The organism is Priestia sp. 179-F W1.4 NHS (assembly GCF_045369295.1).
Taxonomy (GTDB): Bacteria; Bacillota; Bacilli; order Bacillales; family Bacillaceae_H; genus Priestia; species Priestia zanthoxyli.
Genome location: NZ_JBIQFF010000001.1, coordinates 984,951 through 1,010,840 on the forward strand (window position 1 = coordinate 984,951; position 25,890 = coordinate 1,010,840).

The following is a 25,890-nucleotide window of genomic DNA, read 5'->3' on the forward strand; positions in this document are numbered from 1 at the left end:
AATCCGCACCCCTGTCCTAAACATTTTGCCAAGCTGTTGCATACACTAAAAGCAGATAACAGGAAGTGAGGGATGGTACGTGGGAAAACAAAATTTTGCGTTAATCGTTGTGTTATTTGTTTTACTTGTTATTGTAGGTGCGTCTGGCTTTCGCTTTTAAACGTTAACTTTATTTGCGCATAGCCCCCGTCAAAAAGGGCATACTAGGCGGAAGTAAAAACCAAAAATTTCTTCAATATTGCCGAACAATGAGTTCCTCTACTCATTCATCTAATCGGTATGTAGCCATGCGAAAGCATGGTTTTTTTTGAAATAGGAGAGGATGAATGATGTTCATCCTCTCTAGAAATTAGTAGTAGCAAGAACACCCTACGATTACTAATAGGATAAATAAAACAACGATAAATGAAAAACCAAAACCGCCTTTTGCGCCCATATGTGTAACCTCCTTTAATAAAAGTCTCTATATCCTATGTACTAATTGGGTTAAGTGATTGAGAAATTTGCCTATTTTTTAATGGTAACGTTTTTTGTGAAGAATGGAGAACACTTACTTTTTTCATTTACGCAGAAATCCTTTATGATAAAGAGGAAAAGGAGGGCAAACAGGTGGGAATACATGCACAATACGTCATGAATCAGCTAGAAGAGGGAAAGTGGAAAGAGATCAAGCGCGAAATTCAACAAGAAATGAAGAAAAAACCTCAAGCATCTGATTTGTACTGTTACTTAGCCGTTTGTTTAGCAAAGCAAATTGAAGAATCAATTATCTTTGAAAAAATGGTATTGAACTTAGAAATGGACCGGGCTCTTCATCAGGCATTAACATTAAATCCATCTTCAAGCTTGGCGCACTTCGTTCGAGGAATAAAATATCGGGAAACTCCGCTTATGTTTGGAGGGAATTACGAAAAATCGCTGTTTTATTTGCAGAAGGCGCAAGATCTTGGTTTTGAAGGGATTATGCTGCCGCTCGAACTCGCCAAAACCTATATTCAATTAAAAGAAATGGAAAAAGCGAAAGAACAAATCGCCTATGCTCGGGAAATCAATCCTACGCACGCGGACATTAAAAAAGTCGAAAACATGCTCCAAACAGGACGATAAATCTAAAGTCCTGTTTTATTTTTGATTTTCAGAAAACGTATGCTGATTTTCATAAAGGATTGCTTTTTATATAACAATAAGAATATTTATAAAAAATTTAAGAAGTGCATGTAAGTCGAACGACTTCTTAACTGCTAGATTTTCTACATTATTAGAGCGTTCAGTCTACATAGTTCCAAAAATAGTAAGAAACTATCAGCCTATGGATAAATTGTTAGAAAATATAGATAATTGTAAATGAATAGAGAGAAAAGTTAAACATGCGATTAACTAAAAAAGCAAAGGTATGATTTACTTTGCTTTTTATTTATACGCATATGTAAAAAATATCATAATAAACCAATTTATTCTTCGTGAAATCCATCGTCTCAGGCGATGCGAAATAATGTATTTGAAGGAGGAGACCCAGATGAAGGTTATGAAGATGTTGGCTATTACGTTATTTAGTTTATGTTTAGTTGTCACACCAGCTGCTGCTGAAGTTCCGGGTGTCGACCATTCAATGAAACGGGGTGCTACACAAGGAATTGTAGCGGCATCTCACCCGCTGGCTGCTGAAGCGGGGAGGAAAGTGTTAGCTGAAGGCGGAAACGCTGTAGATGCGGCAGCGGCCATTCAACTATCTCTAAACGTTGTGGAACCGATGATGTCTGGTATCGGCGGCGGCGGTTTTATGATGATTTATGAAAAAAAGAAAGATAAAATTACGATGCTAGACAGCCGTGAAATGGCACCGGCTGATGTCACGCCTAAGCTGTTTTTAGATTCAAAAGGAAAAGTCATTCCTTTCAGTAAACGTCACATAACAGGAAAAGCAGTTGGAGTTCCTGGCACGTTAAAAGGAGTAGAAACAGCCCTTGAAGATTATGGAACCATGGACTTATCAGATGTTATTAAACCTGCTATTACTCAAGCGGAACAAGGAATTAAAGTGAATTGGTCGATGGCTCAGTATATCGATGAAAATGCGGACAAGCTTGAAAGATACCAAACGGCCGGTAATGTATTTGTACCGAATGGCAAGCCGTTAAAAGAAGGAGATAAGCTTGTTCAGCCTGATCTTGCGAAAACATTAAAGCTTATTCAAAAAGAAGGGTCAGACGCTCTTTATAAAGGAGAAATTGGAAAAGCGCTTGTTAAAGAAGTTCAAAAACGCGATGGAAGCATGACCATGGATGATTTAAAAAATTATGTTGTAAAAGAACGCGAGCCGGTCAAAACAACTTACCGAGGCTACGATGTGGTTAGTGCGGCTCCTCCTAGCTCCGGCGGATTAACCGTGCAGCAAATTTTAAAGCTAATGGAAGGTTATGATGTAGAAAAAATGGGTTCCAATACGCCACAGTATTTGCAGCATTTAACGGAAGCGATGCACTTAGCTTTTGCGGACCGCGCGGCGTATATGGCAGATGAAGACTTTTACGAAGTGCCGAAAAAAGGCCTGTTAGATGAAGATTATATTAAAGAACGTCGTAAATTAATTAATCCAAATAAAGCAACGCCTAATGTTAAAGAAGGAGACCCTTGGAAATATGAAGGAAAAGAAAATCCAAATAAAGCAACGGTAACGGAAGAAAATCCAATCGGCCAAACGACTCATTTCTCTGTTGTAGACAAATGGGGAAACATGGTTTCTTACACGACTACCATTGAACAAGTTTTTGGTTCAGGAATTATGGTTCCTGACTACGGATTTATGCTCAACAATGAAATGACGGATTTTGATGCCACTCCGGGAGGCGTGAACCAGGTTGAGCCTAAAAAACGCCCTCGAAGCAGCATGTCTCCAACGATGCTGTTAAAAGACGGAAAGCCGTTCATGGCAATTGGTTCACCGGGAGGCCCAACCATTATTGCGTCTGTAGCAGAAACGATTATGAATGTTATTGACCATAAGATGCCGATTCAAAAAGCGATTTTAACGCCTCGTATTTATTCAAGCGGCTATCCAACCGTAAGATGGGAACCTGGCTTTAGCCAAGATACACTCCTTGAAATGATGGCTAAAGGACATGCGTTTGAAGAAAAGCCAGAGCATATTGGAAATGTCCAAGCGGTTATCTATGACTATGAAACGGGGAAAATGTACGGAGGTGCTGATAATACGCGCCAAGGCACTGTATTAGGAGTAGACGCAATTAAATATGTATCCAAACAGCCAAAACCAATTAAAGAAGAGAAAAAAGGAGAGTTTACGGTCGAAGTCAACCGTGCCGTGTATCCATTTACTGATAAGCAAGTAAAACTGATTGATGGAAAGCCTTACGTTCAGTCCGACCGCCTGCTGCTAGGATTAGGCGTCATTGATTCGAGTGATTTAAAGCTGTATAAGCCAAATCACCACTCCTATTTATCGGTTATCAAAGTAGCCAAATCACTTGGCTACAAAGTGAAATGGGATGAAGAAAAGAAAGTAGTCTCATTAGAAAAAGATCCTGGTGAAAACGATACCGGCGATGATGAAGACGGAGACGTTATTACAAATTAAATGGAATAAAAGTAGCTTAGTTGAAGGAAGATCCGAATGCGTTTGATTCTTGATAGAGAATCTAAAGCGTTCGGATTTTTTTATTGCGATGGTAAACGTAGGTTTCATTTATATATTGGCTCACTCCTTTTTAAGAAAGCAAATAAAATTGGCGATTTTAAACCAAACGACAAAAAAATTTGCGTAGTTTGCCAAAAAGTTGTAGAAATCGACAGTTTTTTTGGCATGTGTAAGAAAAACTGTGATAAAAAGACTGATAGAATGCTACAAACAAAGTTGGCATCATTTTTGCATAAGAAATAGATGAGGGGCTGTATCAATGAAAAAATACATAGTTAAATAAACGCCTATGTTTACTTCACACAGACTAACATGCAACGGAGGTATAGAAAATGAAAAAAGAAATTTCAATTATCGGTGTACCAATGGATTACGGGCAAACAAGAAGGGGCGTAGACATGGGGCCGAGCGCAATCCGCTATGCGGGCATGAATACACGCTTAGAAGCTCTTGGCTATACCGTACATGATGAAGGCGATATTAAAGTAGAGATTAAAGAACGGGCAGACGTGGATAAAAATACGAATCTAAAAAACTTAGCGGCCGTAGCGAGTGGCAATGAACAACTTGCTGCAAGAGTTGAAGAAGTGAAAGAGCAAGACCGCTTTCCGTTAATATTAGGCGGAGATCACAGTATTGCAATTGGAACGCTTGCAGGAGTGGCGAAAGGTTCAGAAAATTTAGGCGTTATTTGGTATGATGCTCATGGTGATTTAAACACCGCTGAAACATCTCCATCGGGCAACATTCACGGCATGCCGTTAGCGGTGAGCCTGGGTATAGGACATCCTGTACTTTTAAATATTGGAGGGTATACACCAAAAATTAAACCTGAAAATCTAGTTATTATCGGTGCACGCTCGTTGGATGATGGTGAAAAAGAGTTAATTAAAGAAAAAGGAATTAAAGTGTATACCATGCATGAAATTGATCGTTTAGGTATGACGCAAGTGATGAAAGAAACGATTGATTATTTAAGCGGTACAGACGGTGTGCACCTGTCGCTAGACTTAGACGGCTTAGATCCAGATGATGCACCAGGCGTAGGTACACCTGTAAAAGGCGGCATCAGCTACCGAGAAAGTCATTTAGCAATGGAAATGTTAGCGGAAGCAGACATGGTCACATCCGCTGAATTTGTAGAAGTGAACCCTATTTTAGATCAGCATAACAAAACTGCAGAAGTAGCGGTTGCGTTAATGAGTTCATTGTTTGGCGATAAGCTTTTATAAGAAAAAGCTACTTACAGGTATCGTGTGGAGAAAATCTGTTATGATCCAAGAAACGGTCATACAGGACTAAGCGGCTGCCATCCTCGCTACCGGGGTGGCGCCATTTGAAAATCATCCGGCATCAATTGACTTCAGTCAGAAAGAGCTGCGTAATAAGCGGCTATAAAAACAAAATAAACCTAAAAAAATGAAAGCGATTTCATTTTTTGTGCAACAAAGGGAGGAAATGGGATGAATATTCCACAGGGACAGCCAGGAGAATTAAAAAGAACGATGAAAACAAGGCATCTTTTTATGATATCACTAGGGGGATGTATTGGTACCGGTTTTTTTCTTGGTTCAGGTTATACCATCAATGAAGCAGGTCCGATGGGAGCAATGATTTCCTACTTAGTAGGAGGGATCATTATGTATCTAACGATGCTGTGTCTTGGAGAATTATCCGTTGCTATGCCAGTTGCAGGATCGTTTCAAACGTACTCCACTAAATTTATCGGCCCTGCAACCGGTTTTGCGATTGGATGGCTGTACTGGCTAGGATGGGCAGTAACGGTGGCACTTGAGTTTTTAGCTGCCGGACAATTAATGCAAAGATGGTTCCCAGACTCGCCCGTTTGGTTATGGTGCGCCATTTTTGGAGCGTTAATTTTTTCACTAAATGCACTTTCAGCCAAAGCATTTGGTGAAACAGAATTTTGGTTTTCAAGCGTTAAAATTTTCGCCATCATTATGTTCATTGTGGTAGGCGGAGCGGCAATGTTTGGACTTATTGATATGAAAAGCGGACAGGAAGCACCGCTTCTATCAAACTTCTTTGCCGAAGGGCTGTTTCCAAACGGTGTAACGGCTTTACTGATTACAATGATTACGGTGAACTTTTCGTTTCAAGGAACAGAATTGATTGGAATTGCGGCGGGAGAAAGTGAAAATCCGGAAAAAACAATTCCAAAAGCGATCAAACAAACGGTTTGGCGTACGCTTTTCTTTTTCGTCTTATCCGTGTTTGTCTTAGCAAGCATGATTCCTCGTGAAAAAGCAGGCGTTGTAGAAAGCCCGTTTGTTGTTGTGTTAGACAGTGTAGGTGTACCTTACGCGGCGGATATTATGAACTTTATCATTTTAACAGCTCTTCTTTCAGTCGCAAACTCTGGGTTTTACGCGGCTACACGTATGCTTTATTCTCTTTCAAGAGAAGGAATGGCAAGTCCTGCGCTTGGAAAAGTCAACAAAAGAGGTGTACCGTTTAATGCACTATTAATTACGCTTGTGATTTCATGTTTTTCGCTGCTTTCAAGCGTAGTGGCAGCTAAAACCGTTTTTGTATGGCTGATTTCACTCGCTGGACTTGGCGCTCAAATTGGCTGGATTGCGATTACAGCTTCACTGCTTGCGTTCCGTCGTGCCTACGTGGCTAAAGGTGGAAAAGTAGAAGATCTGAAATTTAGAACACCTCTTTATCCGGTTCTGCCTATCGTAGCGCTTATTACGAACTGTATTGTTATGATCAGTCTTGCGTTTGATCCTGAGCAGCGAATGGCGCTATACTGCGGAGGTATCTTCTTTATAGGCTGCTATGTTTATTATTATTTGAAAATTCGAAAACAAAATCAGTCAAAACAGGAGCAAGAAGTTCAGCTTGCGGAAAATAAACGAATGATTATTTAACATAAAAACCCGGAAAATCATGATTTTCCGGGTTTTTTATGTACTTGTCTTTAGCTATCTAGTGTTGTCTCTTCATTTTTACGACGGCGAAGTCTCCATAGCGTGATAAGGGCAAGCAGTGTAAGAACGATACCGCTGCCGAGCAGGATATGACTCACTGTTTTATCCTGCTTTTTTTGGCCTTGTTCAAAATATTTCTTGTACATCGCCACCGCAGCTTTATTTTGCTTGTATTTTTTCGGAACGCTCATTTCTTTTCCTAGTTTCCAGCCGTCTTTATAAGCTTTTTGCTGTAAAGATTTCACATCTTTATTCGAATAAAAACCTGCTTTGTACCATTTTTCTAGTTGAGGCTTGTCCTGAAGACTTTTAGGCGCTCTATAGGTCTGATAAGTGAAAGCTGAGTCGTATCCATCTGCTTTTACGTCTTTTTGTTTTTGTTTCTGTCCTTTTTCATATCCTTGTTCAAAGGCTGTTTGCAATTCGCCCTCTGCTTCTGCAGGTACTTCGAGTGGAAGGTCGTGATAGCCTTGTACGTAGCCTTGCTTTTCAAACTGCTTTTTTTGCTGATTCAGTACTTCGGCTTGAGCGGTTTCAAAGCCTTCTGTAAAAGCCTGACGTGTGACATCCTCATCATCATACATGCTGGGAACACTCATCGAATCATTTTCAAGACCTTGTTCATAGCCTTCTTTTTTTGCTTTAACAGATAGGTCCATTAAAGAAATAGCTTTTTTGTAGCCTTTAACATAACCTTTATTCCAGTCGGATGACTTAGAAGGGAAGGGGTCGATTTCTGATTGAATAGTAGCATGTTTGTAATCAAGGACGCCTTGCTGATAGCCTTCCTCTTCGCCGGCAGCCATTTCATTTTCTTGTTCAGTCTTGAGTTCTTCCTCTTTTTGCTGCTGTCCTTTTTTATATCCTACCGTATACCCCATCATAAACCACGTGAATTCTTCAGAAGATTTGTCCAGTCCTGTTGTTTGATCGAACTGCTCGAATTTTTTCTGTGCGTATCCATCTTCTTCTCCGAGCGAATAGCCTTCTTGATAGAGAGAGTCAAAAATAGCTTTTACATCTTCAGTTGTATCCACGTCCGTTGACTGGTCCACAACATCGGAAGAGGAATCCGGGGAATCAGGAGTAGCATAAGAAGAGATGGGGTCACTTGCAAGAATAAGTAAGCAAGCTGTACTAATAACGGCTAATTTTTTTTTCATCATTTCTTCACCTTTTAGTTCAAAGTTAATATTTATTTTGTAGTTTAAGCGTACAGCTTTCCATGAAGAAAGGCGTGTAAAAGTTTCTCCAATTATGAAAATTATAACATTTAAATGGAAAGGAGAATAGGTGGTAAAAAGGAGAAATATGTGTTTTTTACGGAGTTTTATTTTTGCTGCTTTTTTGCTTTTTTACTTTAAATGAGCGGTAAAATACTTCAACTACAAAACAGAACAAAAGGAAAAAAAGGACAAATAGTTCAGCAAACTCCATAACACGAAACGGACTGTAGGCATTTTGCAAGGCCATGGAAAAACTAAACCCTTGCATCATATCCACGCTGATAGAAAATCCCATTAAGCATCCTAACAGTAAAGCTGATATCCAAACGATTTTCATATGTCTCACTCTCCGTTTTTATTTTTTTCTTAAAAACATTCTACTGATAGTTTTTGTTATTTTTTTGGTCTTACGCTTTGATTGCTCTATTAAAAATTGTATACAAAGCATTTATTTGGAAAAAGCTAAAAAAAAGAAAAGAAAGGTGTTTTTAATCGTGCCTTCTTTATTTAAAAATAAAAAAAGCAAAGACAATAAAAAGGAAACAGAAGGTTCGCTACCAGAGGAACAAGAACTGCTGATGCAGTCGCTTGAAGGTAATATAGCTAACATAAAAAAGCGAACGGGGAACAGCTCGGATATGGTGATCCGCTATATAAAAATTGGGGAAAGGGCAGCCATTCAAGCCGCTGTTATCTATATAGACGGAATTGTAGACAATCAGTCTATCCAAGAGCTTTTAGTAGACACCATGATGAAAGATGACGTGTTTTCTGAACCAATAACACCTCAAAATGCTTTTACGTTATTAAAAGAAGATGTAGTAGGAATTGGAGACATTGCGATTTTACATACGTGGAGTGAAGCGTTTCCCGCCTTGATGTCAGGAGACACGCTTATCTTGATAGATGGAAACAACCATGCGATGAGTGCAGGTACGAAGGGCGGGGAGTGGCGTTCAATTCAAGAACCGACTACACAGCTTGTCGTTCGGGGTTCTAAGGAAGGGTTCACGGAATCGATTGCTAAAAACATGCCCATGGTCAGGCGAATTATCAAATCGCCTGACTTATGGGTAGAAACGATGAAGATTGGGAAAGTAACGCAGACAGACGTTTCAATGATGTACATTAATGGGATTGCCAATGACAAAATCGTAAAAGAAGTAAAGCAGCGTCTTAACCAAATTAATATCGATAGCATTTTAGAATCAGGCTATGTAGAGCAGCTTATTGAAGACCAAACGTACACTACTTTTCCTACAATGTATCACACGGAGCGTCCCGATATCGTTGCAGGAAATCTCTTAGAAGGGCGTATTGCGATTTTTGTAGACGGAACGCCATTCGTGCTGATTGCACCTGCTGTCTTCATTCAGTTTTTTCAGTCTCCTGAAGATTATTATTCGCGCTTTGATATTGCCACGTCGATTCGTTTTTTACGCATTCTTATTTTTTTTATTTCACTGATTGCACCGGCTACGTATGTAGCGATCACAACTTTTCATCAAGAAATGGTTCCGACGAAGCTGCTCATCGCCATTGCTGCACAGCGGGAAGATGTTCCGTTTCCTTCCTTGGTTGAAGCGCTCATCATGGAAGTCACATTTGAAATTTTGCGAGAAGCTGGTATTCGACTTCCAAGGGCGATCGGTTCTGCAGTTTCAATTGTAGGAGCGCTCGTGATTGGGCAAGCATCGGTTCAAGCGGGGATTGTATCCCCAGCGATGGTTATTGTTGTAGCGATGACGGCGATTGCAAGCTTTGCGACGCCTTCATTTGCCATTGCGATTTCTGCTCGGCTCATTCGCTTTGTTTTTATGATTGCAGCGGCTACTTTCGGGTTTTATGGCATTATCCTGTGCTTTTTAATGATGATTGTTCATCTCTGCAGTCTTCGTTCATTCGGTGTTCCATACATGACGCCTCTTGCTCCATTTATTCCGAGCAATTCAGGTGATACCATTGTTCGCATGCCGTGGTGGACGCTTAGACAAAGACCAAGGCTCATTAGTAGTGGAAATACGGTGAGAGAAGGAGACAACCAGCAGCCAATGCCTCCTAAAAGCCGGGGAATGGCAAACACTACGGTGGAAGAAGGCGATCAAAGTGATGCGTAAAGGGCTTTTATGTACAGCTATGGCATTTTCGATTTGCATCCTTTCAAGCTGCTGGAGCAGTAAGGAATTAACCGATTTAGCGATTGTCGCAGCTATGGGAATTGATAAAACAAAAGATGGTCAGTATCAAATCACGCTCCAAATTATTAATCCAGGTAACGTAGCCGGCGGTCTTCAAGGCGGTGGGGGTGGTACCCAAAGTCCGTCTGTTTCCGTATACGGAGCAAAAGGCGCAAACTTAGTGGAAGCAAGCAGAAGAGCATCGAGCACGGTATCAAGAAGACTGTACTACGCTCATACAAACTTAATTGTTATCGGTGAAAGCCTAGCGAGAACGGAGGGCATTGATGTTATTATTGATGCTATTGACCGAGATCCGGAATTTCGAATTACATCCGATATGGTCATTGCAAACGGCGTAAAAGCTTCCAGTTTTGTAAAATCTCTTACGCCAATTGATAAAATTCCAGCTAATAAAGTCCTTAAAACGCTGGAGCTCACCGAACAAAAGTGGGGAGAACATATGAAAGTATCGGCTCAAGAAGTTATGAAAAACCTTGAATCCCCGGGAAGTCAAGCGCTGATGTCAGGGTTTGGAATAAGAGGTAGCGCTCAAAAAGCCCAAACGCTGCAAAATCTTCAGCAAACTGCTCCTGAATCGACTCTTCGTGCAGAAGGACTCGGCATGTTTAAAGATGGGAAGTTGATTACATTTTTATATGGAAAGAAAGCGCGAGGCGTGATGTGGCTGCGGGATAAAGTGCAGGGAACAGATGTGAATATTTCGTGGGAAGATAAAAAGAAAGCTATTGCTTATCAAGTCGTCCGTCAGCGAACAAACGTGAGTGCAAACATGGTAAACGGCAAACCAAAGATGATTGTACGAACTAGAGTAGAAGGAGATATTGGTGAAATGGAAGTACCTGTAGATATTAAAAATCCATTTGTGATTCTTGATATTGAAAAAAAAATAGAAGCAGCGATTGAAAACGAAATAAAAGAAGCGTTTGCTTTTGTTCAAAAAAAACAGACGGACGTTGTGGGATTTGGAGAAGTCGTGCACGAAAATTATCCGAGGCAGTGGAAAAGGCTTCAGCATGAGTGGAGCGATGTGTATTTTCCTGAAGTGGAGATGGATGTGAAAGTAGAAGCGTATGTAAGACGAGCAGGCTTGCGAAACAAGTCGTTTATGTCTGATGCGGTAAAACAACGCCAGTAAACAGGAGGGAGCAATGAGTGGAAAAAGTGAAAATTAGCTCTGTGCAGTTTTTTATTTTAATTGTCCTTTTTGAACATGGAAGCGCATTGCTCATTCCGCTTGCAATGGATGCAAAACAAGACGCCTGGCTTGCTATTTTACTCGGTATGTTTGGGAGCTTATTGCTTTACCTCATTTACTACCGGCTGTATAGCTACTATCCTAATATGCTGCCGACAGAATACATGCAAAAGCTGCTAGGGAAAGTCTTGGGATCTGCACTTGCTTTTTTATATTTGCTTCATTTTTCATATGCTGCCGCTCGCGTACTTCGTGATTTTGGAGAAATGCTGCTGACATTTGGCTACCCCGACAGCCCTTTGTTTGTCGTGAACGCGATGCTGATGCTGTTGATTATTTATACCGTGCACAAAGGACTTGAAGTAGTGGCTCGGGCAGGAGAGCTCATGTTTATTTTGATGTATATCTTGGCTGTAGCAGGATTTGTGCTTATTTTTGTTTCAGGATTAATTGATTTTACTTCTTTAAAACCGATACTTGGAGATGGGATTTGGCCGGTTTTAAAAACAGTCGCCACTCAGACTCTGTATATTCCGTACGGAGAAGCTGTTGTGTTTACGATGATTTTTCCATACGTAAAAGATCCTAAAAAAGTAAAGCTTGTAGGCCTTTGCGGCATTGTGTTAAGCGGTATCAATTTAGCAATTACAATGGCGATCAACGTGAGTGTATTAGGGATAGGGTTGACTAACAGGTCGGTCTTTCCGCTTTTAAGTACGGTAGAGAGCATTAGAGTAGCTGATTTTTTAGAGCGGCTAGACGTGTTTTTTATGATTGCGTTAGTCATTGGAGGGTTTGTTAAAATCAGCGTCTTTTTTTACGCGGTAATTGTGGGGCTTTCCACGCTGTTTAAGGTAAAACGCCCTTCTGCGCTGACATATCCTGTTGGCACGGTGATTTTATTTTTTTCTCTGACGATTGCAAGTAATTTTCAAGAGCATTTAAAAGAAGGCTTAACGATTATGCCGGTGCTACTTTTTATCCCTTTTCACGTAGTGATTCCGCTTACGCTGCTCTGTATAGCCTTTATTAAACATCGCATAAAAAAAACAAAAGCGCTGCAGCCATCCTAATGGCTGCAGCGCATTCGTCTGCGATTCTCTACTGCAAGTGCAGCTGTTCCCGCTCTTTTTTTACTTGTTCTAGCTGTGAAATCGTAACAAGCTGATATCCTTGTGCGTGAAGCTGCTTCATAATTTCAACTGCTGCTTCGGCACTTGTTTGGTAAATATCATGCATTAAAATAACTTTTCCGTCTCCGACTTGGCTCATAACTGCTTGAACGGAGTGAGGAACGTTTCGATATTTCCAGTCTTCAGGATCGATATCCCATAGAGTCACGCCAACATTTCCGACATAACGTCTTACATTTGCGTTCACAGCTCCATAAGGAGGACGTACATGCATTGGTTCATAGCCGCTCACTTGTTTAATAAGCGCTTGGGTATCGCCTATTTGGTGTTTGACCTGCGCTTCATTTAAACGTGTGAGCTGAGGGTGGTCCCAAGAGTGATTTCCGACTTCGTTGCCTTCCTTCACCATACGTTCGATTGTTTCAGGATAATATTGAACGCGGCTTCCTAACACAAAAAAGGTAGCGTGTCCGTTCACTTCTTTTAATCCATCTAAAATCACATTGGTAGATGCAGGGTTAGGTCCATCATCAAAGGTCATCGCAACGACTTTTTTAGTTGGATCAATAGGCGCTCCTTGCTGCGGTATTTCGTTAACGATATGTTTTGGAGGCGTTTCTTTGACTTTATTTTTATTTGCTGCTTCGTCTTTGTAAGCATCACTCAGCATGTCTTTAAATAAATCTTTTTGGATAGCGATTGTTTTGGTTTTCGTTTGTTCAGCACCTAGCTGATAAGGCTTAAAGTAGATCACAATACTGTTTTCAAGCAGCGCAAACTGACTGAAATTTTGATTGGCTGCCTGAGTTCCTTTTTGAAGGCTCGGGTCAAAATCAGCTTTTTTCATTTGTTTTTTTAATTCAGCATATGAAATAGCCGAAAGGCGATCTAAATAGTTTGCATTCTCGTTAAATAAATCTTTTAACGTCATTTGTTTTTGAGCAGGCAGGTCAAATGTAAAGGTTTTGAGAGAAGACGTTCCTTTCTCTCCATTTATAGATTCATATTCATCAAAGATAACGCTTAGCGTTTGCTTGCTGTAATGGACGATTTTATATGTAATCGTTAATTCAGATTTTTTCTTTTTTGACTGCTTCTTCAGCTTTTTTTCATAGTGTGCCACTTGATCTGTTACGTAAGCTTGAATGGATTGATCGATTTCTTTTTTACCAAAGGAAGGGTAACTAATGGCATAGCCTCCGTCGGTAAGGTCCTTAACTAGCGTTTGAATTTCAACGTTTGGATAGGTTTGATCTGTTTGAATACTTGCCGTTTTTTTCTCTGTACTGTTTGCTTTGACGATATACCCTGCTGTACCAAGAAACAAAATACAGCATCCAAGCAGTGTCAAAATACGTTTGTAGCCCATGGTTTTCATGTAGTAATATTCCCCTTTTTGTATATATCTACCTAATAGACGCATGAGACCATCATTTAGTTTTACTTTTTTTTAAAAAACCAAACTATTTTTCTACTCATTCCGTCTACCTTATAGATGTACTTCAGCAAGAGAAAATAGAAGGGGTATGAAAGACAATGAAAAAACATGATGCACATCAGATGCTCGTAGCGTGCATAACCGAGCATAAAGCGGATTTTTACCGGCTTGCTTTTAGCTATGTAAAAAATCAAGAAGATGCGCTTGATATTGTGCAAGAATCGATTAACAACGTCGAGCGTTAATCAGTACGACACGATTGATAAAAAACACGAAGTGCTCGTTACGCTTCCAAGTTTGTTCAAAGATAAACGCTATATAAAGGTCATTAGTGAAAATATTAAACAGCAAATGAAAGATCAAATGAAGCATGAAGAAGGCAAAATCTACTGGCTGACGGAAGAAGATAGGGATCCTTTTAAAGAGATTTCTGAAAATCAAAGCTTCTATATTACAAAAGATCACAAGCTTAGAATTGTATTTGATAAATACAAAGTCGCTCCAGGATATATGGGAAACATTGAGTTTGAAATTCCAACGGGCGTTATTTCAAACCTTCTAGTTGGTAAACGGTATATTCATTAAAAAACAGGCGTGAACGTTCAGCGTTCACGCCTGTTTTTTTACATAAAGAAACGTTTAAATTTATTTTTATGCAAAATAAGTTGAAATATATAAGCAATCATGTATAATATTCTGTATATATTTTCATTCTTTTTATTTATAAAGTCTTAGGGAAAAATGATGTGAACGGCTGCATTTCTAGAGAGGAAGTGAAGAGGTGAAACGCACGTTAAATCAAGATACGATTAAAGATGCCATGCTGTTTAATCAGCTTGTGATGCAAGTAAGCAAAGCTCTTTGGAAGTCTACTGAAAAGGATTGGGAACAGTGGGTTAAGCCGTACGATCTGAGCATTAATGAGCATCACATTTTGGGGATTGCTTATCAGCTGGAAATTGCGTCAATGACCGACATTTCAAAGCTAGGCGTTATGCATTTATCCACAGCTTTTAACTTTGCAAAAAAATTGCACCTGCGGGGATATCTTACCCTTTCTAAAAATGAGAAAGATAAGCGGAATACATACGTACAGCTCACAGAAGAAGGAAAAAAGATGTTTTTAAAAACGATCGAGGATTATAATCCTCTTGAAAATCCTTTGTTTCAAGGAGCGATGCCGCTGCGAGATGTTTACGGAGAGCTGCCTGACTTTGTTGAGCTGACGGCTCTGATTCGAAGCATATACGGAAAGGATTTTGTCCAGTTTATCGAACGTTCTTCTCAAGAGCCCGCTAGCTTGAAAAAATAAAAAAGCCTTCTTGTGCAAGCTGAGAAGGCTTTTTTGCATATCAACTTTTTTCAGTTAACCGTTCAAGTTCTTCTGAGGAATGGGCCATCTTCTCAATCCGCAGAGATAGCTGCTTCATTGCGTCAGCGATTTTATCAAGCTCTTTTTTTGTTAGAACGGTTTGCTGTTTGTTCTCGGTTGTTATGCTAAGGACGTTCGTGAAAAAAGAAGTAATGTTGTTCATATTGTCAGCCGTATCTTTTGTTAATGTGGCGACTTCTCCACCTAACGCCGAGACGCTTTCGATTTGTTTTTGAATGTCTCCGATAAAAGTAGAAATATTAGAAATCGATTTCTTCGTTTCTTCTGCAAGCTTCCGTACTTCCTGTGCCACCACTGCAAATCCTTTTCCATGCTCACCTGCTCGAGCAGACTCAATCGAAGCGTTTAATGCTAATAAATTCGTTTGCTCCGCAATAGAAGTAACAATCGAAACGATTTGATGAATTTGCTGTGATGTATGTTCGAGCGTTTTCATTTTGTTTTGAATGAGCGACGTATTTTTTTGTATGCTTCCAAGCATGTTTTGTTCTTCTTTTAATTTTGCTTGACTCGTAACGGATTCTTTCTCAATGACTTCTGCCAATTGGGAGCTTTTGTTTGCATAAGAAACGACGTCAGAAGACTGATTGTGCATTTGATTCATAAAGTTCTTCGTTTCTTCAGATAACGAAGAAAGGATAGATGATGTACGAGAGATTTCTAGCTGAATTTTCTCTTTTTGAGTCTGAAGTCCAGCGCGCTGCTCGTCATATTCAAGCTCATAGGCTTTTAACACAATTTGCTGTTCTAGACTAATAAGCTTGGTCATACTTGCGATAAAAGCTAGACATTCTTCTTTTGATTCCATCGTACGTTCACATACTGAAAGAAGCGACGTAAATAAATTTTGAAATGCGCACAAATACCAGTTTGGCTCAAGTCCAATTTTAACGTGCATCTTGGAAATTTTTTGACGCTTTACCACAAAAGCGTCGTCTATTTGTCCATCAAACATTTCTAAGATGTGCTGTTTTAACGTTTGTTTTAATGCATGGACGCTGCTGTGCTTTTCGATAATCGCAACCAAATGAGCCTGTTCGCCAATAGCTTTATAAAAATCATTCACGATTTCTTCGATGGCGTTCAGCGCGTGAACTTGAAATCTGGCAATCCGTTCGAGATCCTCTGCTGTTAAGGAAATCATGTTAATCTGCTTTTTTATCATCGGGTCCGATACATGAAGCTTTACAGTGATGGATTCGACAGCCGCGGCTTCGGCGGGCATGTTGTTTCGTTTAAACCAATTCATGTTTATCACCTTTATTTGCTAGAATAGTTGTGTTTCTCTTCTTCTTATATTTCGGCGTTTTACATCCAAGAGTTGAGGCTGTTTAAGAAGATTGTTATCAAATTGTTATCTTCTATTAATTGAATTGTTATCCACAGATGGTATGGTTGTACGGTGCTTAAAACATGATTCGGGGAGGAAACGAAATGAAAAAAATGCTATCGGCGCTTCTTGTAGGAGGAGCTTTATTTGCAAGTCCGGCAATGGGACATGCTGCGTTTGGCGACACGGTTTTAAAACAAGGGATGACAAATGATGATGTTGAACAAGTTAAAACGGTGTTAAAAGATAAAGGATTTTTAAAAGGCGAAGTATCGCGTTATTTTAATTATGAAACAAAGAAAGCGGTTATGGCTTTTCAGGAGAAACATAACTTAGAAGCAGATGGAATTGTTGGAGAGAATACATACAATGCATTAGGTAAAGGCGGCGTTGTAGAAGGCGAATCAGAAGTGAATACGGATAAAGTAATCAGCAAAGCAAAATCCTTAATGGGCACGCCGTACAAATGGGGCGGCACCACACCTTCGGGATTTGACTGCAGCGGATATCTTCAGTATGTATATAAAGAAAGCGTAGGCGTTGATATTCCAAGAACGGTTGAAGATATCTATAAAGCAGGTGAAAATGTAAGTGAACCGCAGGTAGGAGATCTTGTTTTCTTTGAAACATACAAAGAAGGTCCTTCTCATGCAGGCATTTATCTTGGAGACGGACAGTTTATTAACGCATCGTCTTCTAAAGGCGTTACAATTAGCGATAAAAATTCAAGCTATTGGAAAGAGCGCTATATAGGAGCAAAGCGTATTGCAGTCAACTGATTCTTCATTTAATAGATAAGAAAAGACAAAGCTTAGGAGCTTTGTCTTTTTTTGTTTGGGTTTCAGTAGGTAGGAGGAAGTAGGAAATAATCCTATGCAAAACGGGCTGGTCATGTGCGTATTTGTATAAAAACGTGATAAAAGTTCTGTCACCTTTCTGATAAAGCTTGTATATATTGGTAAAGTAATCTCTTAAGTTACGTCAATGGTTATAGGTAATTTGAAGGGATAGCAGCATAAAAAGGAGGAACAAAATTTATGTTTTTTTGTTGTTACCGTCGCTATGTAGAAAAGATAAAGCACCTGTTGTTTTCAAATCGATTTGCTGAATTTATTCAGGAAAACACAAAAAAAGCAGTAGAAGACGTTGTTTATTCCGACACGTTTAAAGAATATGTGATCAGTATTATTAAAGAAGCTCAAGAATCACCTTTTAAAGAAATTGCCAAGCAGTATATAGGACAAGAAGTTGTAATTGAAACAACGGCTGGTCCGCTTGAGGGCGTCGTGACGTTTGTTGGGGATAACTATTTAGAATTGATAGAGTCTTCCACATCAACGGTATTACTGCCATTTACAAGCATCGTCATCATTCAAAGTGCTTAAACGAAAGGAGAGAAAAGTATGTTTCAAGATGCATTAAGAGAAAATGTGGGTTCATTTGTGCAAATCATCACAGCTATTGACGTTATTAATGGAACACTTCTTGCTGTTACGGACGCAGCGGCTGTTGTACGTACATCAAGCTCATATGGTGAGCCAACGGATGTAACCATTCCACTAGTATCCATTACGTATGTTCGAATTTTTAGCGGAGTTGAGTGAGTTTGAAAGTATCAGTGATTATTCCAGCCTGTAACGAGGCCGATTCTTTGTTACCTGTCATTAAAGAAGTTCAAAAAATGAAGCCGTTTGAGATTATTGTCGTCGTAAATGGATCCAGTGATACAACAAAGGAAATAGCCGAGGATGCAGGATGCCGCGTTGTTTATTATGAAGAAGCTCTTGGTATTAATATTGGAAGAGCCATTGGGGCTAAAAAAGCAAAAGGAGATATTTTGCTTTTTTTGGACGGAGATATAGCGGTTCCTCATGAGGAGCTGATGAAATATACGCAAGCTATAGAAACCGGTCATGATATCGCTTTAAATAATCTTACATGGATTATGAAACGAAAGGTGCGTCCTCATCCTGTTTCTATTGCCAAATATATGCTGAACTTGTGCTTACAGCGTGAAGATTTATCTGTTCAAGCCTTAACAGCCATTCCTCATGCCATCAAAAAAACATCAGCAGCTAAAATCGGATACGAGAATTTAGCTCATCCGCCCCTCGCTCATACGATTGCTCTTTTAAAAGGAATGTCAATTGTTGCACCATGTTCTTCAGACGTTATTTATACAAACAAGATTCGAAACACTCATAAAACCATTCCTACCAATTCCCCTTTTCCTATTTCCACTAACTATATCATTGGAGATCACATTAAAGCGTTAGCTCATCTTATTGAAGAAAAAGGAATAAGAGGCGGACTAACAGACGGCGATCGAAACCGGGAAGTTGTTTCGGCTTATACACCGAATGTGAAACGGAAAACAGGCGTTAAGTACAGCGCCGTTATTCCAGTAGGTGAAGAAAAAGAAACGATTGCAAGCGTGATCCAAGAAGTGAAAAAAGCAGGAGTGGAAGAAATCATCGTGGTTGCCAACGGAGCCGATGAAGTGACGGTTAAACGAGCAATTGAAGCGGGTGCTACTGTTCTTCATTACAAACAGCGACTTGGGCATAACGTCCCTCGAGCAATTGGTGCGATGTACAGCAGTGGTGAGATTTGCTTGTTCATAGATGGAGACATTGTGATTTCCGCAGAAGATTTACGACGGTATTTAGAAGCAGCTGACCAAGGCATTGATGTAGCGCTTAATAATTTAGAGTGTTTGCTGGATGAAGTGCATCCTATTCACTCTGTAAGTGCGGCGAAATATTTTCTTAATATCATTTGTAAACGTCCTGATTTGACAATCAATACAACGACGGCGATTCCGCATGCAATTAAACGGGATGTAATGGAGAAGGTTGGCTACGAATCTCTTATTATTCCACCTTTATTTCAATTAAAAAGTATTATGTACGGCTTTATGGTTCAGCCCGTTCATTTTGTTGATGTGGCGCGAACGAACCGGGTTCGAAAGGAGCACATGAAAGTCAAAGGTTTGGCGGCATCAACGCAGCGTATTCTAGGAGATTACGTTGAGGCCCTTGCATACTATATTAGCCAAACAAGTGAAAGAGGCGAGTTTCTTCCGGACATACGAAGACATGATATCTTGTTTGAGGTGTTGAAGAATGAATAAAAAAGTTGCTGTTATTGGTCTTGGCTATGTTGGATTGCCGCTTGCTCTTTTATTTGCAAAGAAAAACTATAGCGTCGTTGGTCTTGATATTGACGCACGAAAAATTGAGGCGCTAAAACAAGGGAAAAGCTATATTCCAGATGTACGTAATGATGTGATTCAAACCCAGAAAAACTTTCAAGCATATGAATTGAAAAAAGGTATTTCCGCATTTCAAGCATGCGATTATGTAGTTGTGACTGTGCCAACTCCTATTACAGAAAATCATAACCCCGATCTAGGACCAGTCATTAGCGCATCTAAATTTTTGAAAGAACATATGGTAAAAGGGCAAACCGTTATTTATGAAAGCTCTACTTACCCAGGCACGCTTGAAGAAGTCGTTTTGCCTATTCTGAAAGATTCCAACTTACAGGCAGGTAAAGATTTTTATCTAGCTTATTCTCCAGAACGAGTTGATCCGGCAAACAAATCATACGATATTGAGCATATTCCAAAAGTGATTAGCGGCTACAGCAAAGACTGCCTTTATCACGTGCAGACGTTTTATGAAAGTATTTTTCAGCAGGTGGTGCCTGTTTCTTCTCCAAAAGTAGCGGAAATGTGCAAGCTGTTTGAAAACATTCAGCGCCTTGTCAATATTTCGTTGGTGAATGAAACAAATGAACTATGCGAGGAATTAGGGATTGATTTTCATGAGGTCTTACAGGCGGCATCTACTAAGCCGTTTGGGTTCACACCGTATTATCCAGGACCCGGAATTGGAGGGCACTGCATACCCGTTGATCCGCTTTATTTTTTATGGAAACTAAAGCAAAATGGGTTAACGAGCGAACTTATTGAAGCTGCTCATTATATTAATGAAGAAATGCCAAATAAAGTAATTAGACGTGTTGAAAAGCAGCTCGCAGCAAATGAGAAACGCGTGTTTGTTGTAGGCATCGCGTATAAAAAAGACGTAAATGATATGCGTGAATCGCCGGCGCTGACGGTATGTGAAGGTCTTTTAGCAAAAGGATATGAGCTGACGTATCATGACCCTTACATTGACTCCGCTATATTAAATAAGCAAACGTATTTCTCTGTCCCGCTGACAAAAGAAGAAGTTAAAAAAAGCGATGTTGTACTTGTGTTAACCGACCACAGTCAAATCGATTGGTCGATTGTAAAATACGCAAAAAAAGTTGTCGATACAAGAGGTATTTTAAACAAATGAAGCCGCTGAATTGTTCAGTGGTTCTTTCTTTAGGGGTGATATCAATGAAAACTCTTTCTGTCGTGCTGCCCGTTTACAATGAAGAAGAAACGCTAAAAAGCGTGCTTAAACAAATTAAAAAAGTGAACGTGCTTGAGATTATCATAGTTGCAAACGGCTGTACCGATGCTTCAGTTAAAATAGCGAAAGAAGAAGGGTGCACGGTAAAAGTAATAGAAAAGCGTATGTCTCCACATGAAGCGAGAATGGAAGGGGCAAAGGCTGCTAAAGGAGATGCCGTCTTATTTGTAGACGGAGACATTATCCTTTCGTCTTCTGAGATTGAGCGTTTTGTGCAGGCGCTGTTATTTGGGCATAGCGATGTGGTGCTAAACAAGTGGGAAAAAACAAAGATGAATACTTTTAACCGCAGCGAGCTTACGTGGAGTACGGTTTTGCATCATGCACTTGGAAAGCCTCATCGTGCAAACGCTTGTTTAAAAGCGCCTTACGGTGTGCTAGTAAGCGTATTAAAGAACCACTGGGAGTTGCCGCCTCTTTCTTTATTTGTGACGCTCTTAACACAGTATCGTGTAAGCTCGCATATTACGGTTGAAACGCAGGGAAAGGGAAGCTTTCGTCCGTTTGATCGCCCGCTGCGTAGCAGAGAACGAATTCAATCCTACCAGCAGCTTCTTCAAACATACTATACGCTTGCGTCAAATCGTAAAAGGCGAGTGGATATGCTCGCACAGCCTCTTCCAGTTGTGGAGCACGGCTGGGGGAAATTATCTTCTTTTTATGGAGGCAAACAGCTGTCTGTTATTGTTCCGGTTTGCAACGAAGAAGGAACAATCAAACAAGTGATTGCAGAAGCAAGAAAACTTGAGCCATTAGAAATCATTGTCGTGATTAATGGTTCTACTGATCAGTCCGAGGCGTATGTCAAAGAACAGGGTGTGAAAACCCTCGTCTACGATGAGCGGTTAGGGCATGATTGCGGAAGAGCTGCGGGGGCCCTTGCAGCAACGGGAGATATTCTTCTCTTTATAGACGGGGATTTTGTTCTTTCAGCTCAAGAGTTGTATCCATTTGCTTCAGCGGTAGCGAGCGGTGTTGATGTAGCTTTAAACGTATGTGAAGATGAAGCCAAGCTCACGCATGTTGTGCAGGGGTGGAAGTACGTGTTAAATGAGACAGTAGGAAGAAAAGATTTATTAATGAGCTCGATGACAGCTGTTCCTCATGCCATAAGCAGAGAGTGCCTGCAAAAAATTGGAGCTGAATCTCTTGTGATGCCGCCTTTTGCTCAAGTAAAAGCAATAATAGAAAATTTTCATGTGCAGGCCGTTCATCATGTTGACGTAAATAAATTCAATCGGTTTCGATATTCTGAACACTTATCATTGAAGAACCATTCTCCTACGGCAGAACTCATTGTTCACGATCATATTTTTGCTTTTCTCTCTTATCTTCAGCGTGACTGAGCAGGGAGTAATGCCTTATTCTCAAAAAAAAACGTTTAAAATGAGATAAGAAAATTTGCTGATATCTTGTTTTTCTGTTCTAACCCCTTGAATTTGTTCACAGTTGTAACTAAAATTGTTACATGTGCAGACAAAAGTAAAAAAGGAGGAAAAGAAATGAAAAGCTATCAGCTTGGAACGTTTTTACTTCGTCTTATGTTAGGGCTAACGTTTTTTATTCATGGTCTTGGCAAATTCCAAAGCGGTATTGATAATACGGTCGGTTTTTTCCACAGCATGGGCATTCCTGCGTTTTTCGCTTATGCGGTTGCGGTTATTGAATTCGTAGGGGGAGCCGCTATGATTCTTGGGTTTCAAACGCGTTTAATAGGTGTTCTGTTTGCGATTGTGATGATTGGCGCTATTTTTACAGCGAAAAGCGGTGCTGGTTTTACAGGTGGCTATGAGCTTGAGGTTGCCCTTTTTGTCGTTTCGCTTCATATGATTCTAGCAGGAAGCGGCGCGTACGCGTTAGACAACCGATTACAAAAACCAGAAGAACATTATTCTTAAAAAGGTAGGCGCTATGCGCCTACCCTTTTTTGTAAAAAATATCCTTCTATCGATTCATTTTTACTAAAATATACAGCTATCCTTTTTAAGAAAATTCGTATATATGGTACTATTTGGTCATAGATGACTACACAGTCATTCTATTTGAACGATACGGGGAGGTTTTAACATGAAAACCGAAAGAGAAAACGGAATCGTCCGTCAAGTGAATACGATTCAAACAAAAGAAGAGCGCTTTAATCCTTTTTCATGGTATGAAGAGATGAGAAACAGCGCGCCTGTGCAATGGGATGAAGAAAGGCAGGTGTGGGATGTTTTTCACTATGACGGGGTCAAAGAAGTGCTGGAACAAAAAAATATTTTTTCTTCTGATCGAAGACCTCCACAAAACCAAAGACAAACTGCTCTAGGAACGAGCCTAATTAATATTGATCCGCCTAAGCATGCTGAAATGAGAGCGCTTGTTAATAAAGCTTTTACGCCTAAAGCAATGAAAGCATGGGAGCCTAAAATTGCGCGTATTACCGCTGAATTATTACAAGAAGTTGAGCATCTTGAAGATATTGATATAGTCGAGCATCTTTCCTATCCGCTTCCGGTTATGGTAATTGCCGATATTTTAGGCGTCCCGATAGAAGATCAGCGTCAGTTTAAAGACTGGTCGGATATTATCGTAGCGGGTCCATCGAATAATGAACGTGAAACGCTCGAAAAATTGCAGCAAGAGAAAATGAAAGCAAACGATGAGTTAGAAACTTACTTTTATCGAATCATTGAAGAAAAACGGACGCAGCCAGGAGATGATATTATTTCCGTGCTTCTTCAAGCAAAAGAAGAAGGGAAGCAGCTAACGGATGAAGAAATCGTCGGGTTTTCCATTTTGCTTCTGATTGCAGGAAACGAAACAACTACGAACTTAATTTCAAATACAATTTATTGTTTAATGGAAGATAAGGCTTCTTTTGAACACCTCAAACGTGAGAAAGAGCTTTTGCCTTCTGCGATCGAAGAAGTTCTTCGCTATCGTTCACCCGTTCAGGCTCTTCACCGAATCGTAAAAAAAGATGTGACTCTTGCAGGTCAAAAACTAAAAGCGGGGGAACACGTTATTCCATGGATGGGATCCGCGCACCGAGACGCGCAGTACTTTGAAGACCCGGATGTATTTAAAATCGACCGAAAGCCAAATGTGCATATGGCATTTGGAAGAGGGATTCATTTTTGCTTAGGAGCACCGCTTGCTCGAATCGAAGCAAAGATTATGCTCGCTGAGCTGATTGACCGCTATCCGCATATGGACTGGAGCCCGGCATTTGAGTTAAAGCCGGTTGAAAGCACGTTTGTGTACGGGTTAGAAGAATTATTGATTCGTAAACATGTATAAAAAAAGCACGCTTTGCGTGCTTTTTACTCTTTCGCTGCCTGAATTCTCGCTTCAGCAATTTTATCGGTATGATCATATCCCCATTTAAACATCAGCTCGATAATAGGAATGAGAGTTTCTCCAAAAGGCGTTAAATAATATTCTACTTTAGGCGGAACTTGTTTGTAGACTTCACGGTGGATAATTCCGTCGCGCTCAAGTTCGCGAAGCTGCAGCGTGAGCATTCGCTGCGTCACGCCTGGAATGAGTCTGCGCAGTTCATTAAAGCGCCGGCGTTCCTTCGATAATTGATATAAAATGACGCTTTTCCATTTGCCTCCGACTACATCAACGGCTGCTTCCACAGGGCAAGAATAGCCGTGAGGCTCCCATTTTGTTAAGTCGTATTTCATAGTGATTACTCCTTTTATCCGTGAGTTCAGCTGCATTTGTGCTGTTTATACTATAGCACGTCTTATTTGATAAAAACATGGAAATGATTCATGGGATTATTGACGGAAAATTAAAAAAGTAATGGAAATAATTATGAGTTTGTTGTATGATGAAACTATGAAAATAACTTTTCTATTAAAAAGCGAAATATTTTGAAAGCGCTTTATTTATAAAGAACGACAGGGGAAAGGGCGGAGGAACGATGAAAAGATTTATCAAAGTAGAAAAAAGAAATCACGTGGCGGTTGTACGAATGAATCAGTCGATGCTTAATCGTTTGAACAGTGAAGTTATGTATGAGCTGCAAGAAACGATGAATGAGCTGCAGCACGATGCGTCGGTTGGATCTATTGTATTTATGGGAGAGTACTATAAAATGAACGGCGATCATAGAACAACTTCTTTCCTACGTGAAGAAACAGGAAGGCTTTATCAGCCGATTCATGCAGTAACAGCTCGAGCGATTTTTCAGCGCATTTCATGCAGCTCCAAACAAACGATTGCGCTTCTTACAAACTTTACGTTTGGCGGAGGGTATGAGTTAGCTTTAGCATGCGACGTACGAATTGCAGAAGAATCTGTGCAGCTGAAGTTAACAAACGGTATGACCGTTAGTGCGCAAGAAGCATGCAACATGGGTAAAGTGCAGCATATTGTGCAAAAAGGAAAAGGGTTGGACTATTCGTTTGCGCTGAACGCATTAGAAAAGGAAGCTTAAAAAACGCTTTCACTTTATTTTTATAAAGTGAAAGCGTTTTTATTTTATTTTGTTGATAAAAAGGTATTGAAAATTCTGAAAAAAGGAGTAGAATGATAACAAATCTACTTATTTTAAATAAGCAAAGGAGCTGGTATCAATGCCATTCATTTTTAAAGAAGCGGTAGTCGGATTGTTTACAGCGGCAGCAGCAGGTTTACTGGCGTTTCAAGGGGTAGAAGTGGTGTCAGCCATCATTCATCTGCTAACTTTTTGGAAACAGTAATAGCTAATAAGTAGAGAAACAACTTATAAAGATAAGGGGCTTGAGACTTTCTCAGCCCTTTTTGTTGTGGAGCTCATTATTTTTCAGTATACTAACGGTGGAAATTAAGACATAATATGGTTACATAGCAGGGATTTACGAACTCAGTAGGGAAGTATGTAGACTCTGAAAAAATAAACAATGATCGCTTTTACCC

Annotated in this window: 26 protein-coding genes and 2 pseudogenes; 22 read left to right on the forward strand and 6 right to left on the reverse strand. The window is 40.0% G+C overall.

Going from position 1 to position 25,890, the window contains the following annotated elements; all coding sequences use genetic code 11:
- Positions 1–79: 79 nt before the first annotated feature.
- Positions 80–160: a YjcZ family sporulation protein gene (locus ACH0CI_RS05030; RefSeq protein WP_016765202.1), complete on the forward strand. Its 81-nt coding sequence runs from the start codon at positions 80–82 to the stop codon at positions 158–160.
- Positions 161–349: 189 nt separating this feature from the next.
- On the opposite strand, the gene ACH0CI_RS05035 is transcribed toward ACH0CI_RS05030, so the two are convergent.
- Positions 350–436: a YjcZ family sporulation protein gene (locus tag ACH0CI_RS05035; protein WP_016765201.1), complete on the reverse strand. Its 87-nt coding sequence runs from the start codon at positions 434–436 to the stop codon at positions 350–352.
- 173 nt (positions 437–609) lie between these two features.
- Between ACH0CI_RS05035 and ACH0CI_RS05040 the strand changes: the two genes are divergently transcribed.
- The 5 genes from ACH0CI_RS05040 (at position 610) to ACH0CI_RS05060 (ending at position 6,552) form a co-directional block, all read left to right on the forward strand.
- Positions 610–1,107, forward strand: a complete 498-nt coding sequence (locus ACH0CI_RS05040) for a tetratricopeptide repeat protein (RefSeq protein ID WP_028415012.1) — start codon at positions 610–612, stop codon at positions 1,105–1,107.
- A 409-nt stretch (positions 1,108–1,516) separates the two neighbouring features.
- Positions 1,517–3,595, forward strand: a complete 2,079-nt coding sequence (gene ggt / locus ACH0CI_RS05045; protein ID WP_154989833.1) for a gamma-glutamyltransferase — start codon at positions 1,517–1,519, stop codon at positions 3,593–3,595.
- Positions 3,596–3,631: 36 nt separating this feature from the next.
- Complete coding sequence (locus ACH0CI_RS05050; protein WP_406900953.1) at positions 3,632–3,898, forward strand: hypothetical protein; 267 nt, start codon at positions 3,632–3,634, stop codon at positions 3,896–3,898.
- An 89-nt stretch (positions 3,899–3,987) separates the two neighbouring features.
- Positions 3,988–4,887, forward strand: coding sequence for an arginase (gene rocF, locus ACH0CI_RS05055; protein ID WP_034270538.1), 900 nt, complete (start codon positions 3,988–3,990; stop codon positions 4,885–4,887).
- Positions 4,888–5,118: 231 nt separating this feature from the next.
- On the forward strand, positions 5,119–6,552 hold the full coding sequence (locus ACH0CI_RS05060; RefSeq protein WP_043978423.1) for an amino acid permease: 1,434 nt from the start codon (positions 5,119–5,121) through the stop codon (positions 6,550–6,552).
- 50 nt (positions 6,553–6,602) lie between these two features.
- Here ACH0CI_RS05060 and ACH0CI_RS05065 read toward each other — a convergent pair whose 3' ends face one another.
- Both ACH0CI_RS05065 and ACH0CI_RS05070 read right to left on the reverse strand, forming a co-directional pair.
- Positions 6,603–7,775 carry a hypothetical protein gene (locus ACH0CI_RS05065; RefSeq protein ID WP_406900955.1) on the reverse strand — a complete coding sequence of 391 codons (1,173 nt, stop codon included), beginning with the start codon at positions 7,773–7,775 and terminating at the stop codon, positions 6,603–6,605.
- Between the two features lie 157 nt (positions 7,776–7,932).
- Positions 7,933–8,175, reverse strand: a complete 243-nt coding sequence (locus tag ACH0CI_RS05070) for a YczF family membrane protein (protein ID WP_406900956.1) — start codon at positions 8,173–8,175, stop codon at positions 7,933–7,935.
- A 157-nt stretch (positions 8,176–8,332) separates the two neighbouring features.
- On the opposite strand from ACH0CI_RS05070, the gene ACH0CI_RS05075 reads away from it, so the two are divergent.
- The 3 genes from ACH0CI_RS05075 to ACH0CI_RS05085 are packed head-to-tail and all read left to right on the forward strand — an operon-like array spanning position 8,333 to position 12,307.
- Positions 8,333–9,955, forward strand: a complete 1,623-nt coding sequence (locus ACH0CI_RS05075) for a spore germination protein (RefSeq protein WP_335706760.1) — start codon at positions 8,333–8,335, stop codon at positions 9,953–9,955.
- Positions 9,945–11,174, forward strand: a complete 1,230-nt coding sequence (locus tag ACH0CI_RS05080; protein WP_406900957.1) for a Ger(x)C family spore germination protein — start codon at positions 9,945–9,947, stop codon at positions 11,172–11,174. Before ACH0CI_RS05075 ends, ACH0CI_RS05080 begins: the two co-directional genes overlap by 11 nt.
- A 17-nt stretch (positions 11,175–11,191) precedes the next feature.
- Entirely contained in the window at positions 11,192–12,307 is a 1,116-nt protein-coding gene (locus ACH0CI_RS05085) for a GerAB/ArcD/ProY family transporter (protein WP_165636149.1), read from the forward strand.
- A 28-nt stretch (positions 12,308–12,335) separates the two neighbouring features.
- Here the strand turns inward: ACH0CI_RS05085 and ACH0CI_RS05090 are convergent, their stop codons facing one another.
- Positions 12,336–13,745 (reverse strand): polysaccharide deacetylase family protein, encoded by a 1,410-nt coding sequence (locus ACH0CI_RS05090; RefSeq protein ID WP_335706762.1) that lies wholly within the window; start codon positions 13,743–13,745, stop codon positions 12,336–12,338.
- A gap of 158 nt (positions 13,746–13,903) precedes the next feature.
- Between ACH0CI_RS05090 and ACH0CI_RS05095 the strand changes: the two are divergent.
- The 3 genes and pseudogenes from ACH0CI_RS05095 to ACH0CI_RS05105 form a co-directional block, all read left to right on the forward strand.
- Positions 13,904–14,032, forward strand: a pseudogene (locus ACH0CI_RS05095) (RNA polymerase subunit sigma-70); the annotation flags it as partial.
- Between the two features lie 22 nt (positions 14,033–14,054).
- Positions 14,055–14,390: pseudogene (locus ACH0CI_RS05100) on the forward strand (RsiV family protein); the annotation flags it as partial.
- Between the two features lie 196 nt (positions 14,391–14,586).
- Positions 14,587–15,117, forward strand: a complete 531-nt coding sequence (locus tag ACH0CI_RS05105; RefSeq protein WP_335706763.1) for an HTH-type transcriptional regulator Hpr — start codon at positions 14,587–14,589, stop codon at positions 15,115–15,117.
- 40 nt (positions 15,118–15,157) lie between these two features.
- Here the strand turns inward: ACH0CI_RS05105 and ACH0CI_RS05110 are convergent, their stop codons facing one another.
- The gene (locus tag ACH0CI_RS05110; protein ID WP_335706764.1) at positions 15,158–16,447 is read right to left on the reverse strand and encodes a protoglobin domain-containing protein; all 1,290 of its coding nucleotides are present in this window, start codon (positions 16,445–16,447) and stop codon (positions 15,158–15,160) included.
- 185 nt (positions 16,448–16,632) lie between these two features.
- Here ACH0CI_RS05110 and ACH0CI_RS05115 point away from each other — a divergent pair, with 185 nt between their 5' ends.
- The 8 genes from ACH0CI_RS05115 (at position 16,633) to ACH0CI_RS05150 (ending at position 24,279) form a co-directional block, all read left to right on the forward strand.
- Positions 16,633–17,307 (forward strand): C40 family peptidase, encoded by a 675-nt coding sequence (locus tag ACH0CI_RS05115; protein WP_033579928.1) that lies wholly within the window; start codon positions 16,633–16,635, stop codon positions 17,305–17,307.
- 258 nt (positions 17,308–17,565) lie between these two features.
- Positions 17,566–17,913 (forward strand): DUF2642 domain-containing protein, encoded by a 348-nt coding sequence (locus tag ACH0CI_RS05120; RefSeq protein WP_335706765.1) that lies wholly within the window; start codon positions 17,566–17,568, stop codon positions 17,911–17,913.
- A gap of 18 nt (positions 17,914–17,931) precedes the next feature.
- Positions 17,932–18,132, forward strand: coding sequence for a hypothetical protein (locus ACH0CI_RS05125; RefSeq protein WP_033579930.1), 201 nt, complete (start codon positions 17,932–17,934; stop codon positions 18,130–18,132).
- A 2-nt stretch (positions 18,133–18,134) separates the two neighbouring features.
- Positions 18,135–19,661, forward strand: a complete 1,527-nt coding sequence (locus ACH0CI_RS05130; protein WP_406900959.1) for a glycosyltransferase family 2 protein — start codon at positions 18,135–18,137, stop codon at positions 19,659–19,661.
- Complete coding sequence (locus tag ACH0CI_RS05135) at positions 19,654–20,877, forward strand: nucleotide sugar dehydrogenase (RefSeq protein ID WP_406900961.1); 1,224 nt, start codon at positions 19,654–19,656, stop codon at positions 20,875–20,877. The genes ACH0CI_RS05130 and ACH0CI_RS05135 overlap by 8 nt, the downstream gene beginning before the upstream one ends.
- A gap of 44 nt (positions 20,878–20,921) precedes the next feature.
- On the forward strand, positions 20,922–22,343 hold the full coding sequence (locus ACH0CI_RS05140) for a glycosyltransferase family 2 protein (RefSeq protein ID WP_406900962.1): 1,422 nt from the start codon (positions 20,922–20,924) through the stop codon (positions 22,341–22,343).
- A gap of 156 nt (positions 22,344–22,499) precedes the next feature.
- Entirely contained in the window at positions 22,500–22,895 is a 396-nt protein-coding gene (locus tag ACH0CI_RS05145; RefSeq protein ID WP_013058570.1) for a DoxX family protein, read from the forward strand.
- Positions 22,896–23,064: 169 nt separating this feature from the next.
- Positions 23,065–24,279, forward strand: a complete 1,215-nt coding sequence (locus ACH0CI_RS05150) for a cytochrome P450 (protein ID WP_406900963.1) — start codon at positions 23,065–23,067, stop codon at positions 24,277–24,279.
- A gap of 23 nt (positions 24,280–24,302) precedes the next feature.
- Here the strand turns inward: ACH0CI_RS05150 and ACH0CI_RS05155 are convergent, their stop codons facing one another.
- A complete protein-coding gene (locus ACH0CI_RS05155; RefSeq protein ID WP_335706769.1) occupies positions 24,303–24,671 on the reverse strand; it encodes a winged helix-turn-helix transcriptional regulator in 369 nt (122 codons plus the stop codon).
- Between the two features lie 242 nt (positions 24,672–24,913).
- Between ACH0CI_RS05155 and ACH0CI_RS05160 the strand changes: the two genes are divergently transcribed.
- Positions 24,914–25,429, forward strand: a complete 516-nt coding sequence (locus ACH0CI_RS05160; RefSeq protein ID WP_406900965.1) for an enoyl-CoA hydratase/isomerase family protein — start codon at positions 24,914–24,916, stop codon at positions 25,427–25,429.
- Positions 25,430–25,568: 139 nt separating this feature from the next.
- Complete coding sequence (locus ACH0CI_RS05165; RefSeq protein ID WP_016765178.1) at positions 25,569–25,694, forward strand: hypothetical protein; 126 nt, start codon at positions 25,569–25,571, stop codon at positions 25,692–25,694.
- Positions 25,695–25,890 lie beyond the last annotated feature (196 nt).

What these genes read in the sequence shown, in the direction of transcription:
- ACH0CI_RS05035 (WP_016765201.1), bottom strand. Translation starts at nt 436, where the DNA reads ATGGGCGCAAAAGGCGGTTTTGGTTTTTCATTTATCGTTGTTTTATTT.
- ggt (WP_154989833.1), top strand. Translation starts at nt 1,517, where the DNA reads ATGAAGGTTATGAAGATGTTGGCTATTACGTTATTTAGTTTATGTTTA.
- ACH0CI_RS05050 (WP_406900953.1), top strand. Translation starts at nt 3,632, where the DNA reads ATGCGTTTGATTCTTGATAGAGAATCTAAAGCGTTCGGATTTTTTTAT.
- rocF (WP_034270538.1), top strand. Translation starts at nt 3,988, where the DNA reads ATGAAAAAAGAAATTTCAATTATCGGTGTACCAATGGATTACGGGCAA.
- ACH0CI_RS05060 (WP_043978423.1), top strand. Translation starts at nt 5,119, where the DNA reads ATGAATATTCCACAGGGACAGCCAGGAGAATTAAAAAGAACGATGAAA.
- ACH0CI_RS05065 (WP_406900955.1), bottom strand. Translation starts at nt 7,775, where the DNA reads ATGAAAAAAAAATTAGCCGTTATTAGTACAGCTTGCTTACTTATTCTT.
- ACH0CI_RS05070 (WP_406900956.1), bottom strand. Translation starts at nt 8,175, where the DNA reads ATGAAAATCGTTTGGATATCAGCTTTACTGTTAGGATGCTTAATGGGA.
- ACH0CI_RS05090 (WP_335706762.1), bottom strand. Translation starts at nt 13,745, where the DNA reads ATGAAAACCATGGGCTACAAACGTATTTTGACACTGCTTGGATGCTGT.
- ACH0CI_RS05110 (WP_335706764.1), bottom strand. Translation starts at nt 16,447, where the DNA reads ATGAATTGGTTTAAACGAAACAACATGCCCGCCGAAGCCGCGGCTGTC.
- ACH0CI_RS05115 (WP_033579928.1), top strand. Translation starts at nt 16,633, where the DNA reads ATGAAAAAAATGCTATCGGCGCTTCTTGTAGGAGGAGCTTTATTTGCA.
- ACH0CI_RS05120 (WP_335706765.1), top strand. Translation starts at nt 17,566, where the DNA reads ATGTTTTTTTGTTGTTACCGTCGCTATGTAGAAAAGATAAAGCACCTG.
- ACH0CI_RS05125 (WP_033579930.1), top strand. Translation starts at nt 17,932, where the DNA reads ATGTTTCAAGATGCATTAAGAGAAAATGTGGGTTCATTTGTGCAAATC.
- ACH0CI_RS05135 (WP_406900961.1), top strand. Translation starts at nt 19,654, where the DNA reads ATGAATAAAAAAGTTGCTGTTATTGGTCTTGGCTATGTTGGATTGCCG.
- ACH0CI_RS05140 (WP_406900962.1), top strand. Translation starts at nt 20,922, where the DNA reads ATGAAAACTCTTTCTGTCGTGCTGCCCGTTTACAATGAAGAAGAAACG.
- ACH0CI_RS05145 (WP_013058570.1), top strand. Translation starts at nt 22,500, where the DNA reads ATGAAAAGCTATCAGCTTGGAACGTTTTTACTTCGTCTTATGTTAGGG.
- ACH0CI_RS05150 (WP_406900963.1), top strand. Translation starts at nt 23,065, where the DNA reads ATGAAAACCGAAAGAGAAAACGGAATCGTCCGTCAAGTGAATACGATT.
- ACH0CI_RS05155 (WP_335706769.1), bottom strand. Translation starts at nt 24,671, where the DNA reads ATGAAATACGACTTAACAAAATGGGAGCCTCACGGCTATTCTTGCCCT.
- ACH0CI_RS05160 (WP_406900965.1), top strand. Translation starts at nt 24,914, where the DNA reads ATGAAAAGATTTATCAAAGTAGAAAAAAGAAATCACGTGGCGGTTGTA.
- ACH0CI_RS05165 (WP_016765178.1), top strand. Translation starts at nt 25,569, where the DNA reads ATGCCATTCATTTTTAAAGAAGCGGTAGTCGGATTGTTTACAGCGGCA.